Genomic DNA, 15,675 nt, shown 5'->3' with positions numbered 1-15,675 from the left:
GGCCCTGCGCGACCATGCTGCGGCCAACCCCGGCGGCGTCGACCTGGCCGTGGTGGTGGCCGATGGCCTGTCGGCGTTGGCGGTGCATAAACATACGTTGCCGTTTCTCACGCGCATGGAGGAACAGACCCACGCCGAAGGCTGGTCCCTGTCGCCGGTGATCCTGGTGGAACAGGGCCGCGTCGCGGTGGCCGATGAGATTGGCCAGTTACTCGGCGCCAAGATGGTGGTGATCCTCATCGGCGAACGGCCGGGGCTCAGTTCGCCGGACAGCCTGGGCCTGTATTTCACCTACAACCCCAAGGTCGGCCTCACCGATGCGTACCGCAACTGCATCTCCAACGTGCGCCTGGAAGGCTTGAGTTATGGCATGGCAGCCCACCGCCTGCTGTATTTGATGCGCGAGGCCTGCCGTCGACAGTTGTCGGGGGTCAACCTCAAGGATGAGGCGCAGCTTCAGACCATCGAGTCAGATGACCCGGACTTGGTGAAAGGCAATTTCCTGCTCAGCCCGCCCACGGACTGATCCCCACACGATTGCGCTTTTTCGCGTCTTTAGGCAGCATCAAGTCACGGCCGCTCGCGTGGTCGTACCCCCTCTTTGGAAGTTGAGGCCTGGCATGCGGATCACTCAAGCGACCCTGGAACACCTGGACCTGTTGACCCCGTTGTTCGTCAAATACCGCGAGTTCTACGGGGCCCTGCCGTTCCCGGACTCCTCGCGGGCCTTCCTGGAAAAGCGCCTGCGCCGCAAGGAGTCGGTGATCTACCTGGCCCTGGCCGATGACGACGACAAGCGCTTGCTCGGGTTCTGTCAGCTATATCCGAGCTTTTCTTCGTTGTCGCTCAAACGCGTGTGGATTCTCAACGACATCTACGTCGCCGAAGACGCGCGCCGGCAACTGGTGGCAGATAACCTGATGCGCACGGCGAAGAAGATGGCCAAGGAGACCCATGCCGTGAGGCTGCGGGTGTCGACCAGCAGCAACAATAACGTGGCGCAGAAGACGTATGAGTCGATGGGGTTTCGCGAAGACACCGAGTTCAAGAACTATGTGTTGCCGATCAGCGAAGACTGACCCAATCCCCCAAGCGCCACAAAATCCCTGTGGGAGGGGGCTTGCTCCCGATAGCGGTGGGCCAGTCAGACTATTTATAACTGACACAACCCCATCGGGGGCAAGCCCCCTTCCCCCATTTGGCTCAGTGGTACACGGGAGCCGAGTGCCATGACATCCCCCGCTACAAAACCCACACGTTTTTCACTTCCCAATCCGTATAATGCCGGCCTTTCAGGGTTGTAAGAAGCGCGACAAATACTTGTAGCCTTATTACCCGAGCCTCCGCACAGGCCTACTGAGTCGGGCCATTCACACAGGTGCCATCCATGGATTTCAACCCGCTTGACCTTATCCTGCATCTCGACGTCTACCTCGACCTGCTGGTAACCAATTACGGTCCGTGGATCTACGCCATTCTGTTCCTTGTGATCTTTTGTGAAACCGGCCTGGTGGTCATGCCTTTCCTGCCGGGTGATTCATTACTCTTCATTGCCGGCGCGGTGGCGGCGGGCGGCGGCATGGACCCGGTCTTGCTCGCGGGCCTCTTGATGTTGGCGGCGATCCTCGGCGACAGCACCAACTACGTAATCGGGCGAACAGCCGGCGAACGCTTGTTCAGCAACCCGAATTCGAAAATCTTCCGCCGCGACTACCTGCAAAAAACCCACGATTTCTACGACAAGCACGGCGGCAAAACCGTGACCCTGGCGCGCTTCCTGCCGATCCTGCGGACCTTTGCACCGTTCGTCGCCGGCATCGCGAAAATGCCCTACCCGCGCTTCTTCGGCTTCAGCGTGCTGGGCACCGTCTTCTGGGTCGGCGGCCTGGTGACCCTCGGCTACTTCTTCGGCAACGTACCGTTTATCAAAAAAAACCTCTCGCTGTTGGTGGTGTTCATCATCCTGCTGTCGCTGGTGCCGATGATCATTAGCGTGTTCCGCAGCCGCTTTGGCCGCGCGTCCTCCGAAGCCAAGCCGCAGTAACCGGCGATGTGGTCCCTCAGCGCCTGGCGTCGCCTGCGCCTGCTGGCCAAGCACCCGATTGCCGATGACACCTGGCAGCGGGTGCGCGAGCACCTGACCTTCCTCGACGGCATCAGCGCCGAGCAAGACCAGTGGCTGCGCGAAGCCTGCGTGGTGTTTCTCGCCGAAAAACACCTCACCGCCCTGCCCGGCGTCGAACTGCACCAGGAACAACGCCTGCTGCTCGCCGCCCAGGCGCAACTGCCCCTGATGAACCTCGGCGACCTCGATTGGTATCAGGGCTTCCACGAGATCGTGCTGTACCCCGACGACTTCCTCAGCCCGCAACGCCATCGCGATGCCAGCGGCGTCGAGCACGAGTGGGACGGCGAACACAGCGGCGAAGCCTGGCAACAAGGCCCGGTGATCCTCGCCTGGCCCGGCGTGCTGGCCAGCGGCAACTGGGAAGGCTACAACCTGGTGATCCACGAGCTGGCGCACAAGCTCGACATGCTCAACGGCGACGCCAACGGCCTGCCGCCGCTGCACCACGATATGCGCGTGCAAGAGTGGGCCAGCGTGATGCAAGGCGCCTACGACGAGCTTAATCGCCAGTTGGACGCCAACCCCGACGCCGAAACCGCCATCGACCCCTACGCCGCCGAAAACCCGGCGGAATTTTTCGCCGTCACCAGCGAATATTTTTTCAGCGCGCCGGATTTACTGATCAACAGTTATCCACAGGTGTACGCGCAACTGAGCCGCTTTTACCGCCAGGACCCTCTAGCCCGCCTCACCCAGCTACAAGCGCACGACCCGCGTTATCAGCCGCAAGGCGAATGACTGTACGACGTCTGGTGAATGGCATCGGCGTCAGAATATGCCTATAATCGCCGCCACTTTTAGGCCAATCCGGCCATGTCCATGGCCAACTACGGGGGCAACGCCCAATGAGCTACAGCAAGATTCCGGCTGGCAAAGACCTGCCGAACGACATCTACGTCGCCATCGAGATTCCGGCCAACCACGCGCCGATCAAATACGAAATCGACAAAGACAGCGACTGCCTGTTCGTTGACCGGTTCATGGCCACCCCGATGTTCTACCCGGCCAACTATGGTTTCATCCCCAACACCCTGGCTGACGACGGCGACCCCCTCGACGTGCTGGTCGTAACCCCTTACCCGGTTACCCCAGGCTCGGTTATCCGCGCGCGTCCAGTCGGCATCCTGCACATGACCGACGACGGCGGCGGCGATGCCAAAGTCATCGCAGTCCCCCACGACAAGCTGTCCCAGCTGTACGTGGACGTGAAGGAATACACCGACCTGCCGCCACTGCTGCTGGAACAGATCAAGCACTTCTTCGAGAACTACAAAGACCTCGAAAAAGGCAAATGGGTGAAGATCGAAGGTTGGGGCAACGCAGACGCCGCCCGCGCCGAGATCATGAAGTCGGTCGCAGCCTACAAAGGCTGATACCTGCTCCTCATTGCTGCGACAATCAAAAAAGCCCCGATCATTCGGGGCTTTTTTTGTCGGAAAAACTAAACATCAAGTTCAACACTTAACACTCTATGTTGAACTAACAAGCAACAAAGAAAGATCAGGCTACAACTAAGCAAAAACCTACACCGGCAATTGAACGCATGGTTTATTTGATCTGTTTTCCCGGCCAGTAAACTCTGCGTTTATGAATACATCAGGTGATCGCTTAAAAGCGTTATTACGGGAAGTTCATCTTTCCGCTTCCGACTTCGCCAAGAACCGCGGTGTCACGCCTCAACACGTGAACAACTGGTTCAAACGCGGCGTCCCCATGGGCCGACTCAACGAAATCGCAGAACTGCTGTGCGTCTCCAGCCGTTGGCTGCACGCCGGCGTAGGCCCTAAACACCCACCGGCCAACTTCCTGTTGGAAGGTCACGATGCAAGGAAAGCATTGCCCACCCGCGAAGAAAGCGGCAAATACCTCACCGGCCCCGTCCGTCCTCCGGAAACCATCGACGTGGAGATCGCCCTCCATCCGTCCTTCACCTCAACCGAACGCATCCGCCTCTCCCGTCACACCCTCGACACCTTAAACGTAAACCCCGACCGCGCCCTCGGCGCCTACATGGTCGACAACAGCATGATCGACATCATCCAACAAGGCGCCACCCTCGCCATCGACCGCGGCCGCACCCAAATCGTCGACGGCGAAATCTACGCCGTCGAACACGACGACATGCTGCGCATCAAATACCTCTACAACCGCCCCGGCGGCGGCCTGCGCATGCGCAGCCACAACGCCGGCGAACACCCCGACGAATACCTGACCTTCGATCAACGCTTCGAACAGAACTTCCAGATCGTCGGCTGGGTATTCTGGTGGTCCACCCTCAACAACCGCCGCCCACCCGTGCCACTGGATGAACACCTACTGGGCTGGGAAGGCTCTAAATCCGATCCGGAGGTGGGCAACTGAGGGGAATGTGGGTATCATGCGCCGCACATTTGGAAGGGGTTGGTTTTAGGCTATTCACCCTGCCAGGCGATGCGGAAAAACGCCCGCGGATGCCCCGACTATTCAGCCAGACGCGATGTTGGCTGAGCGATTTGAAGGCTGCTGAGGTTTGTCAAAAACAAGCTGAGGCAGTCCCCGAGAAGCCGGCCACAAGCCGGCTTTTTAATGCCTTGTTGAAAGCCACCCTTTTCTACTGAAAATCGCGAGAGCCTTGATAGACCGAGGGTTTCAGCTTACTTTTGTTCCTGTGACTTCCGTTTTGATCCGGGGCGTTCCACGCGCAAGTGGGGGAACAAGTGGGGGAACAGAGGGCGAAAAAATGGGCAAATTGACCGCCAATCAAATCAAAAATTTGGTTGATGCTGGGACGTACGAGGACGGTGAAGGTCTTCGTCTTTTGGTGAAACCCTCAGGACGAAAAACCTGGGTACTCCGCTTTCAATTGAACGGCAAACGCAGGGAAATGGGCCTGGGGAGCTACCCTCAGCTCGACCTGAAAAAAGCCCGCGCAGCCGCCTATGAAAATAAAGTCCAGATCCTCAATGGCATTGATCCACTCGCGAAACGACAGGCTGAACAAGCCGCTCAGCGGGAGGCAGAGCGCCGAGAACTGGCACATCTGATTACCTTCGAGAAATTGGCCACCGACTATCGAGATGCCCACGGCTCGAGCTGGTCGGAGAAATGGCGCAAAGGCTGGCTGAGGAAACTCGAGCTTTATGTATTCCCTACGGTAGGGAAGCTTTCAGCTGACCAGATCGAGACCAAGCATCTGATCAAAGCCTTGCAGCCAATATGGTCAACTAAAACGCGGACGGCTGACGAAGTACGTGGGCAAATCGAACATATCCTGGATGCCGCCAGAGCCCGAGGTCTCAGAACCGGAGAGAACCCGGCACGCTGGCGCGGCCATCTGGAAAACCTGCTCAGCCGGCATGAGAAGAAGAAAGCTCGCAAACGCCTGCATCATCCCGCGCTGAATTGGCAGGACCTGCCGAAGCTCATGGAAGCCTTGCGTAAGGACACCAGCCACGTTTCTGTTGCAGCTCAGCTACTGATCCTAACCGGCGCTCGCTCACACATGGTCCGATTCGCGCGCTGGGATGAATTCGACCTTGAGTCCGGTCGCTGGTCTTTGTCCGACGAACGAATGAAGACCCGCCAGGCTTTCGCGATCCCCCTGGCGCCAGAGGTCGTCTCATTACTCAAGAATCTTCCCAAGATCGGCCGCGAAAGCCCCTACGTGTTTCCAGGAAGTGGTCGCAGCGGCGTCATGCATGCCAACAGCATTCGTAACCTGCTGCACGGGCTCGGCTATAAAAGCATCACTCGTCACGGATTTCGCTCGACATTCCGCGACTGGGCGGGCGAGCAGACCAGTTTCCCTCGAGAGATTTGTGAACTGTCACTGGCTCATGATGAGCGAGGTGAAACCGAAAGCGCTTACTCACGATCTGACTTCTTCGAAAAGCGTCGAGAGCTGATGAAGGTTTGGGCTCAATACGCTACATCCAAAGGTGGCAGCGATAGTGAGATTATCCAGAACGACGCAGGGACACGATAATGAACAAGTTTAGCGGTTGAACTGCCAGGATTTTCCTAAGCGAAGAGTGAGCAATTGAATGGTCAGCAGATAGTAATAGCGCGTCGATTCAGCGTGCAGGTTCGCGTGGTGATTTAAAAACCATGCGAGATGCTTTTGCTGCCAAGTCCATGGATTGTCGCGTTGCCAGCGCTCAGCGATAGCTGTTTGGATAGCCTTCGCCTGACGGAGGTGACGTTGACGGGTGGTGTGCGACCCGGTCAGGACGCTCACCAGGAACAGTTCCATATCGAATGGCTTGCTCACGCTCGACCACCAATGTAAGCCGAAACCACGTCAATACGTCCGTGCCCCAGCTCATAGCAGACTTGTTCTCGAGCAACTTGATCGAGGCGTTGGTCGAGCTGGTAGGACTTGCCTCCGTTAATGGGGGCGGGATGATGGGTAATCTGACCATAGCGTTCGCACGCATAGGCCGCCCGCAATTCGTGGAAGCCTTTGAGGTTGTTCGTATGGAGGATCTCCCGTGCAGGGCGGACGATCTGCCGTTGAAAATCGAGATAGCTTTCGTGCGGCGCAAGTAGGTTTTGGCTACCGTCGGGCGAGACTTGTTCGGCAAACCTCAGTGCCTCGCGAATATGATCATCCGCCCTGATCCAGCGAGGTGCCGAGGCACCTGAGCGGCCCCCCTTGGTGCCATCCTGGATGTTGATCTTGCCGTATTGTTCGGCCTCACGTTTTAAGCGCGGAAGGTCGGCCAAAATGGCCTCACGTAAGCGCATTCCGGTGGCTCGCGCTAATTGAGCGATGGCCGCGGCACGCGGCTGCTGGTGTGCGCAAAGCACCTCTACGACCCTCTTCACATGTTCGCGGTCTTGGCCTTGCGGCACCGAACGACGAACACTGGTGCGCCGCATTCCTAGCGCCTTGCTCAGACTCGGTACTTTCACATACTGATCACCGCGAAGCGCTGCCAGGGTCCGATTGACGCTGGACAATCGGTTTTGCGCAGTGGCGATGGCGAGATCGCTGCGCTCAACCAGGTGACGCAGATGCTCCGCATAATCCAGCAAGGTCTGCCGATCAATCTGCCGTGCGTCATTAATTCCCGGGCCATCCTCCGACCGACACCAGCGCACGAACGTCTGCCAACGATCACTGTGTGCTTTGACCGTCCCGTAATGCCCACCGCCAAACAGGTCTTTCAGTGCCTGCGGCCCGGCATAGCTCAATTGCCGGCCATAGCCAAAATTACGCCCCTCCCGTCTACCGACCAATCCCATGACCAAACTCCTCTGTAAGCCACACTTGTAAAACCTTCCCCACGTCATCCCGCCAAGAATGTTGAGTGTTATCAGGGATCAAGGCCCCTGCGACCTGTGAGGGTTGTCCACTTACGCGGGACTGGCGGCTCTTTACGACCGGGAGCTTGGGCATCTCATGATCTGACCTCCTGAGCACTTACGAGGAAGTGGGCGGGTAGAGGCTGCACTGGCAGACGAGACCAGCGCCGCGAGATCCTGAGTCGGGTGAAGGCAGTGACGCGATGACCGGGGCATGCCTGACTGTCAGTCAGGTGCAGTCCATTCCCTGGTCTGCGGCATCATCATCTGCATCCCTGTTGCTGGTGACTTCGGTGTTTGTCACGCCGATTGTCACGAGGGGGAATGCCGCAAAGCCTTGTACGAGGTGGGCTGCAGCAGCGGTAGGAGCGCCCGTCTCTTTCCAGGAGAAAGAGACGGGCGCAGGTTGGCGCAGTGAAATGGCCAAGCGGATAGGTTGCTGCAGGGCAGCTATGAAAGGGGGAAGTTGCCGCAGTGGGCACACTGGTAAAAGTAGGCATCCATCACATCGCTGTGACCGTGCGAGCCGCCGGACGCTAATCGCACTTTGGGAGAACCACCACGGTGTGGCGTAGCCTTAAAGGTTCTGGCTACCTGGGTTGCTGTCAAAGACAGCGCTTTGCCCGATCTTTTCTACGCCTGTGGATAATTTGGGTCAAGGCTCGAATTTTCGGGAATTCTGCGGCTGTGGATGAAATTATCCACCGGTGGAAATCTATGGTTTTCCACAGACAATTCGCGTGGGCTTTAGATTTTTTAAATGAGGCCCATCCAAGCAGGGCGGCTTGCAGCCCCGCTTGGATGGACCCGCGTGGAAGGGCGGACTGCGGTGATCTTATTGGCTTACCCACGTTTGGATGCGCCACGGCTATTTTGTAGGGCGGTAATGTTGTCGCCGACCGGGTGAGCGAATTCGTGGGGCGTCACATGCCCATGGCGGTTGGCATCGAGGTAGTTGCTCCACCGCGCCATGATCAGCCTGCGCTGTTCAAGGAGTTCGGCCTTTTGGCTTATTTGACTTTCAATGTCGTCACTGCCCTACCGCACCAGCTTTTGGGTGGAATACCCAACTGAAGCCATCACCTCTCGCTGTCGTTGCAGCATAATGCGCCCCAGTTATATTCATCACCAAGCTGCGCAGTGGCTCCGCAGCTTTCGAACACTACAAGGACTTCAGTACATGTCGCAAGCTTCCAACAACCTAGCCGCTTTCATCTGGTCATTGGCCGACTTACTCCGTGGTGACTTTAGGCAAAGCCAATACGGTCGTATCATTCTGCCATTCACGTTGTTGCGTCGCCTCGAGTGCGTGTTGGAGGCAAGCAAGGCGGCGGTGCTGGCGGAGCATGCACGCGTCCAGCAACTTAATATCTCCGAAGAAGCCCAGGAAAAACTGCTCCTGCGTGCCAGCAGTGGGCTGTCGTTTTTCAATACCTCGAAAATGGATCTGTCCAAGCTCGGTGAATCCGGCATCAAGGCGAATCTGGAGTCCTACCTGCAGGGCTTTTCCAAAGATGCACGGGAGATTTTCGAACACTTCAAGTTCACCGAGTTTCTCGGACAGCTGAACGATGCCAACCTGCTCTACAAGGTTGTGCAGAAGGTTCGGAATACGGACTTAAGCCCTGCGGCTGTTTCCAACCACGACATGGGCCTGGTGTTTGAAGAGTTGATTCGCCGATTTGCGGAAAGCTCGAATGACACCGCTGGGGAGCACTTTACCCCGCGCGACATCGTGCGGCTCACCACCTCCCTGGTGTTTATGGAAGACGATGATGCGTTGACCAAACCCGGCATCATCCGAACCATTTACGACCCAACAGCGGGTACTGGAGGTTTTCTATCTTCAGGCATGGAATACGTACACGAGCTCAACCCACATGCGGTGATGCGCGCCTACGGCCAGGAACTCAACCCCGAGAGTTACGCCATCTGTAAAGCGGACATGCTGATCAAAGGGCAGGACGTCAGCAATATCAAGCTAGGTAACACCCTCTCGAACGACCAGCTTTACGCCACTGAATTTGACTACATGCTCTCCAACCCGCCCTTTGGTGTGGATTGGAAAAAGATCGAGCAAGAGATCAGTGATGAGCACACGCAAAAAGGTTTCAGTGGCCGTTTTGGTGCAGGCTTGCCACGAGTCAGCGATGGCTCCTTGTTGTTCCTAATGCACCTGCTCAGCAAGCTACGCGACGGTTCTCAAGGTGGCGGGCGGATTGGCATCATCCTCAATGGCTCGCCGTTGTTTACCGGTGGCGCCGGCTCTGGCGAATCGGAAATCCGCCGCTACATTCTCGAAGCCGATTTGCTCGAAGCCATCGTCGCGCTGCCCACCGACATGTTCTACAACACCGGCATTTCCACTTATGTCTGGGTGCTGTCGAACAAAAAAGCCGCAGAGCGCAAGGGCAAGGTACAGCTGATCAACGGCGTCAACCTGTATGGGAAAATGCGTAAATCCCTCGGCTCCAAGCGCAATGAAATGGATGAAAGCGATATCGCAACGGTGATTCGCGCCTTCGGCAGTTTTGCTGCCATCGATGCCTACGTGTTGGACAAACAAGCGGCACCGAAAAACAATCGCGGCCGTCAGGCTGCCAACCCGAAAGCCGAGGCAGCCAAGACCTTCGCCAGCAAGATCTTCAACAGCTATGAGTTCGGCTATCGCCGCATCAGCATTGAGCGCCCGTTGCGGCAGTCCTTCCAATTCAGTGACGCACGCATAGCGGAATGTCGCTACGCCCCTGGTGCCCTCAACAGAGCCATGAAATGGCTCTACCAAGAGTTCAGTGCCGTAGAGGGTGAGAGCTGGAACGACGCTGACACCTGCAAGCGTTACGGTGACCTCAGCGCACATGAAGATGCCATTCGCCGTTACTTCAAACTGCACTTCGCCGATCTGAAAGAGAAGCACATCAAGGATCTGCTCAACAGAACAACATGGCTGGATCAGAAGCGGCTGCTGTTAAAGATGCAACAGTTGCAGGCCATCATCGGCACTGCCCAGCACGACGACATGAACACCTTTGACGATGCGATCAAGACCGCCTGCAAGCAACAGGGCATTGCCTTGGACGCGAAAGACAAAAAGCAGATTATCGATGCTGTGAGCTGGAAGAACCCGGCAGCGGCCAAGGTCATCAAGAAGATTCACAAAACGAAAGCAACCCCCCTGTATGGCTTGTTTGCCGTCGACGGCGAGGTACTGGAGTACCAAACCGACAGCGACCTGCGCGATAACGAAAACGTCGCACTTGATCCAAACCAGAGCGTTAATGCCACTAACGAGGCCTACTTCCTTAAAGAAGTACAGCCGCACGTTCCTGATGCTTGGATCGATGCCAGCAAAAAAGACGCGAAAGATCAGGAAGTCGGCATTGTAGGTTATGAAATACCCTTTAACCGCCATTTCTATCAGTACCAACCACCGAGGGATTTGCTGAAGATTGATGCGGATCTGGATGCAGTATCAGCGGAGATTATGCAGCTGTTGCAAGAGGTGCATTCATAATGCCGGGTAGATATAAGTCGTATTCCGAGCATAAGGATTCGGGAGTTGAATGGCTGGGTTCAATCCCAAATCATTGGGACGTAAAAAAACTAAAGTTTTTAGCTTATATTCAACCAAGCAATGTTGACAAAAAGACCAGTACAAAAGAAACCCCCGTACTGCTTTGCAATTACACCGACGTATACTATAACGAAACGGTGCATGCAGATATGGACTTCATGAAGTCCAGCGCAACCGAAGATCAAATAGAAAAATTCACACTAAAATCTGGTGATATCATCATCACTAAAGATTCGGAAGATCCTAACGACATAGCAATACCAACATTCGTACCTGAGAGTATGCCGGGAGTGGTGTGCGGCTACCACCTCTCAATCATCAGGCCGCAATCCACTATTTACGGCCTATACATTAAGCGGGTATTTGAGTGTGGTTATGCGCGCGCATATTTCTCTACAAGATCCAATGGCTTAACCCGATATGGCCTGGGTACTCATGCCTTGGCGAATGTATTTTACCCAACCCCCCCAGAGAAGGAGGCTGAAAACATCGCCAACTTCCTAGACCACGAAACCGCCAAAATCGACACCCTGATCGAAAAACAACAACAGCTTATCCAGCTGCTAAAAGAAAAACGTCAGGCCGTGATTAGTCATGCCGTGACAAAAGGCTTAAACCCCAACGTCAAGCTGCGTAACTCGGGTGTTTTAAGTATCGGGCTAATGCCAGAGCATTGGACGCTGAAGTCACTATCTTTGGCCTCCAAGAAACTGGCTGTTGGTTTGGCAATGTCAGTAACGGATTGTTATGAAGAAGAAGGCGTTCCAATTATCAGAAATCAGAATATAAAAGAGGGATATTTTGATGGGGGTGATATGTTGTATTTGAATCCAGGCTTTGCTGAGGCGCAGGCTTCAAAAAAAGTAAAGGCTGGGGACGTGGTAATAGTTAGAACAGGTTCTAATGTAGGTTTAACCTGTTGCGTACCTGATGAATATGATCAATGTCACACATTTACAACATTAATCGTTACTCCCTCTGATGAGTTGGTTAAGGAATACTTCACGTACTGCATGAATTCTGCTTACGGAAAAGCAGAAGTAAATAGGCTAAAATTTGGTTTTGGCAAAGATAATCTTAATGTTGGCGAACTCCGAGCCATGCCTACATTGCTGCCTAGCGTTGATGAGCAAAAGGAAATAGTTTCTTATCTGGAGCAAGAGGTCGCCAAGATCGAGTTGATGGTTAAGAAGGCGTATGTCGCAATCGGACTGATGCAAGAACGCCGCACCGCCCTAATCTCCTCCGCCGTTACTGGCAAAATCGACGTAAGAGATTGGGCCGCACCGCCAGCCAATCAAACCGACAAGGAAGTTTCCGCATGAATGTATCGGCTGGCGCTAAGGCCAACGAGCTGACGTTTCAGAACGATATGCTCAAGCACCTGGTGGCCAACGGCTGGCTGTTGGGCAAAGCGGAACACTACAACCGTGAACTGGCTTTGTACCCTCACGACTTGCTAGGGTTTGTGCAAGATACCCAACCCGAACAATGGCAAAAGTTCTGTGCGCTATACCCCAACCACCCCGAGCAGCACTTTCTTGAGCGGGTAGCCAGCCAGCTTAATAAAACCGACCCCAACGCAGCCAGTAAAGAAATGCGCACCTTCGGCACCTTAGGTGTGTTGCGCCACGAACTGCGCCACCGGGGCACCCGTTTCAGCCTGTGCCAGTTCAAGCCCGAACACGACCTAAACCCTGATACCTTAGCGCGTTACGCCAATAACCGCTGCCGGGTGGTGCCAGAGCTTGTGTATTCACCCTGGGCCACGCTAGAACACTTCGAGCAAACCGGCAGCAAGGCCCAAGCTTGGCGGATTGACCTGGTGTTGTTTGTAAACGGTTTGCCGGTGGCCACACTGGAGCTGAAATCCGAATTCAAGCAGGCCGTCCACAACGCCATTAAGCAATATAAAACCACCCGGTTTGCCACAGACCCGGTGACCAAAAAGCCCGAACCGCTGCTGACCTTCAAGCGCGGTGCCCTGGTGCATTTTGCCGTCAGCCAGTACGAGGTCTATATGGCCACACGACTGGAAGGCGCGGACACCTTCTTCCTGCCGTTTAACAAGGGCACCGCGGTCGGCGGTGCCGGTAACGATGTGCCGGAAGACATTAACCAGTACGCCACTGATTACCTGTGGAACGAGGTGCTGCTGCCAAGCAATCTGCTGTCGATTCTCGGGCACTTTGTGCATCTGCAAATTGAAGAGAAAGAAGATTGGGAAGGCCGTAAATACAAAAAAGAAAGTCTGATTTTTCCGCGTTACCATCAGTGGGATGTGGTGAATAAACTGGTCACGGCGGCCCGCACCGAAGGCCCCGGCCATAAATACCTAATCCAGCATAGCGCCGGTTCAGGTAAGTCAAACTCGATTGCCTGGATCGCGCATCAGCTGTCAGCGCTTTACGACGCGGAAGGGTGCAAGCAGTTCAACTCCGTGATTGTAGTGACGGATCGCACCGTGCTGGATGATCAGTTGCAAGACACCGTCAACCAGTTTGAACACGTCGATGGCGCGGTTGGCCGCATCAATAATCAAGAAGGCGACGGCTCGAAATCAGAGAAGCTGGCAGCAGCGCTGGAGCACTCACAGCCGATTATTATTGTCACCATTCAGACTTTTCCCTATGTGCTGCGGGCCATCGAGAACAGCGTCAGTTTGAAAGAACGCTGCTACGCGATCATTGCCGATGAAGCCCACTCCTCCCAAACAGGATCGACAGCGCGGCAGCTGAAAGAAGTGCTGATGATTGAGGCCAAGGCTGATGGTGAGGACGAACTCAACTCTGAGGACATCCTCGATGCCGCCGTAGCTTCACGCCGCGTGTCGAAAAACCTCAGCTACTTTGCCTTCACTGCCACGCCGAAAACCAAGACGCTGGAGCTGTTTGGCCGTTTACCCAAGCCCACTGAGCAGCCATCTAAAACCAATAAGCCCGCGGCCTACCACGTGTACAGCATGCGTCAGGCTATTGAAGAGGGCTTTATTCTCGATGTGCTGAAGAACTACACCAACTACAAAGTGGCCTACAACCTGGCGCAAAAAATCGACAAGGCGGATCAGGAGGTCGAAAGCAAAAAAGCCAAGGTCAAGCTCAATCAGTGGGTGCGCCTGCACGAATACAACATCGCGCAAAAGGTGCAGGTGATTGTTGAGCACTTTCGCAACAACGTGATGGGGTTATTAGGGGGGCAAGCCAAAGCCATGGTGGTCACCAGCTCACGCAAAGAGGCCGTGCGCTACAAGCTGTGTTTCGACAAATACATCGTCGACAAGGGCTACCAAAAAATCCATGCCATGGTGGCATTCTCTGGTGAAGTGGAATTCACCGACAAAGATCCAAACGCGGTCGCGCTGCTCGGCAACAAATATACCGAGAGCAACATGAACCCCAACCTCAAAGGCCGCGATATGCGCAAAGCCTTTGATAGCGATGATTATCAGGTGATGATTGTTGCCAACAAATTTCAGACCGGCTTTGACCAACCCAAGCTCTGCGCCATGTACGTGGACAAAAAACTCGGCGGCGTCGAATGCGTGCAAACCCTGTCGCGCTTGAACCGTACGTATCCCGGCAAGGCAGACGTTGGCACGTTCATCCTGGACTTCTTCAACGAGCCGCAAGACATTCTCGACTCGTTCCAGCCGTACTTTCAGACGGCAGAGTTGGCAGATGTTTCCGATCCAGACCTGATCTTCGATTTGTTTGAGAAGCTCAACGCGGCGGGCATTTACAAGTCCAGCGAGGTTGAGCAGTTCTCCGCAGCCTTTTTCATCAAAAACAAAAGCAATGCGGCGATTGCCAACATTTGCAAGCCTGCGGTCGAACGCTGGACGAAACGCTACAAGTTGGCGGTTGATGCCTACGCACACTCGAAAGACATATTTGAGAGAATCAAAAAGACTCAGGATGCAGTGTTGATCGCCAACGCTGAAAACGATCTGAAGGAATGCAAGCAAGCCAAGGACGCCCTGGACATCTTCAAAAAGGATCTGCGCACCTTTGTGCGTTTCTATGAATTCATGTCGCAGATCGTCGATTACGATGATAAGCAGCTGGAAAAGCTCAGTCTGTACGCACGCAATTTAAGCCCAATGCTGCGTGAAACCGCTGTGGATGAGGATGATATTGACCTCACTGGTGTCGTGCTCAGCCATTACCGCGTTTCGAAAATACGCCAGCAAGACCTGAAGCTGAAAGAAGACTCGCCCGACTATAAGCTCGTGCCAGGTGAGGGGCTTGGATCAGCGGCTGCGAAGGACAAAAAGGAAGAGCTGCTTTCACAGATATTAGAACGGCTCAATGAGCTGTTTGTGACGGACCAACTGACTGAAAAAGACATGGTAAATTACGCCTATACCATCCGTGACAAGGTCAGTGAAAACCAGTTAGTTATGCAACAACTGGCAAACAATACTCCCGAACAGGCATTGCTTGGAAACTTCGCCAATGCGGTTGATGACGCGATTATGGACAGTGGCGATGCCCACCAGAACCAGATGATGCAACTGCTCTCTGACCCTGCTAAGGCCAGTAAATTTGCCAGAGTGGTTTTCGACTTACTTAAGCTGGCAGACCAATAATCGCATGTCCCACCGCAGGTGGGACTTTCTCCAGACTAGAAAAGAGATACTGACTGTAGGTGCTACTGAACAAGTAATTGGGCAGCAGGCTGCTGCCCA

At 54.9% G+C, this 15,675-nt stretch carries 12 protein-coding genes; 10 read left to right on the top strand and 2 right to left on the bottom strand.

The features are described from left to right. The 7 genes from L9Z73_RS05920 to L9Z73_RS05890 all read left to right on the top strand — a co-directional run. On the top strand, nucleotides 1–526 hold a 526-nt coding region (locus L9Z73_RS05920; RefSeq protein ID WP_247397365.1), incomplete at its 5' end, for an ethanolamine ammonia-lyase light chain EutC. A 94-nt stretch (nucleotides 527–620) separates the two neighbouring features. Continuing rightward, nucleotides 621–1,079 carry a GNAT family N-acetyltransferase gene (locus L9Z73_RS05915; RefSeq protein WP_247397363.1) on the top strand — a complete coding sequence of 153 codons (459 nt, stop codon included), beginning with the start codon at nucleotides 621–623 and terminating at the stop codon, nucleotides 1,077–1,079. Between the two features lie 308 nt (nucleotides 1,080–1,387). Then, nucleotides 1,388–2,044 (top strand): DedA family protein, encoded by a 657-nt coding sequence (locus L9Z73_RS05910; RefSeq protein ID WP_247397360.1) that lies wholly within the window; start codon nucleotides 1,388–1,390, stop codon nucleotides 2,042–2,044. Nucleotides 2,045–2,050: 6 nt separating this feature from the next. Beyond that, a complete protein-coding gene (locus tag L9Z73_RS05905; RefSeq protein WP_247397358.1) occupies nucleotides 2,051–2,866 on the top strand; it encodes a zinc-dependent peptidase in 816 nt (271 codons plus the stop codon). Between the two features lie 107 nt (nucleotides 2,867–2,973). Next, entirely contained in the window at nucleotides 2,974–3,501 is a 528-nt protein-coding gene (gene ppa, locus L9Z73_RS05900) for an inorganic diphosphatase (protein ID WP_048724712.1), read from the top strand. Nucleotides 3,502–3,715: 214 nt separating this feature from the next. Next, nucleotides 3,716–4,489, top strand: coding sequence for a LexA family transcriptional regulator (locus L9Z73_RS05895; RefSeq protein WP_247397355.1), 774 nt, complete (start codon nucleotides 3,716–3,718; stop codon nucleotides 4,487–4,489). Between the two features lie 358 nt (nucleotides 4,490–4,847). Further along, nucleotides 4,848–6,092, top strand: coding sequence for a tyrosine-type recombinase/integrase (locus L9Z73_RS05890; RefSeq protein WP_247397352.1), 1,245 nt, complete (start codon nucleotides 4,848–4,850; stop codon nucleotides 6,090–6,092). A gap of 9 nt (nucleotides 6,093–6,101) precedes the next feature. On the opposite strand, the gene L9Z73_RS05885 is transcribed toward L9Z73_RS05890, so the two are convergent. Next, complete coding sequence (locus L9Z73_RS05885; RefSeq protein ID WP_247397350.1) at nucleotides 6,102–6,377, bottom strand: hypothetical protein; 276 nt, start codon at nucleotides 6,375–6,377, stop codon at nucleotides 6,102–6,104. Next, nucleotides 6,374–7,354: an integrase domain-containing protein gene (locus L9Z73_RS05880; RefSeq protein WP_247397349.1), complete on the bottom strand. Its 981-nt coding sequence runs from the start codon at nucleotides 7,352–7,354 to the stop codon at nucleotides 6,374–6,376. The genes L9Z73_RS05885 and L9Z73_RS05880 overlap by 4 nt, the downstream gene beginning before the upstream one ends. A 1,240-nt stretch (nucleotides 7,355–8,594) precedes the next feature. Between L9Z73_RS05880 and L9Z73_RS05870 the strand changes: the two genes are divergently transcribed. The 3 genes from L9Z73_RS05870 to L9Z73_RS05860 are packed head-to-tail and all read left to right on the top strand — an operon-like array spanning nucleotide 8,595 to nucleotide 15,576. Then, nucleotides 8,595–10,928, top strand: coding sequence for a type I restriction-modification system subunit M (locus tag L9Z73_RS05870; protein WP_247397348.1), 2,334 nt, complete (start codon nucleotides 8,595–8,597; stop codon nucleotides 10,926–10,928). After that, complete coding sequence (locus L9Z73_RS05865; RefSeq protein ID WP_247397347.1) at nucleotides 10,928–12,313, top strand: restriction endonuclease subunit S; 1,386 nt, start codon at nucleotides 10,928–10,930, stop codon at nucleotides 12,311–12,313. Before L9Z73_RS05870 ends, L9Z73_RS05865 begins: the two co-directional genes overlap by 1 nt. Beyond that, nucleotides 12,310–15,576 carry a type I restriction endonuclease subunit R gene (locus L9Z73_RS05860; protein WP_247397346.1) on the top strand — a complete coding sequence of 1,089 codons (3,267 nt, stop codon included), beginning with the start codon at nucleotides 12,310–12,312 and terminating at the stop codon, nucleotides 15,574–15,576. Before L9Z73_RS05865 ends, L9Z73_RS05860 begins: the two co-directional genes overlap by 4 nt. Nucleotides 15,577–15,675 lie beyond the last annotated feature (99 nt).

This window comes from Pseudomonas emilianonis (genome assembly GCF_023072625.1).
Taxonomy (GTDB): domain Bacteria; phylum Pseudomonadota; class Gammaproteobacteria; order Pseudomonadales; family Pseudomonadaceae; genus Aquipseudomonas; species Aquipseudomonas paraveronii.
This window is presented reverse-complemented; position numbering and strand designations above follow the sequence as displayed.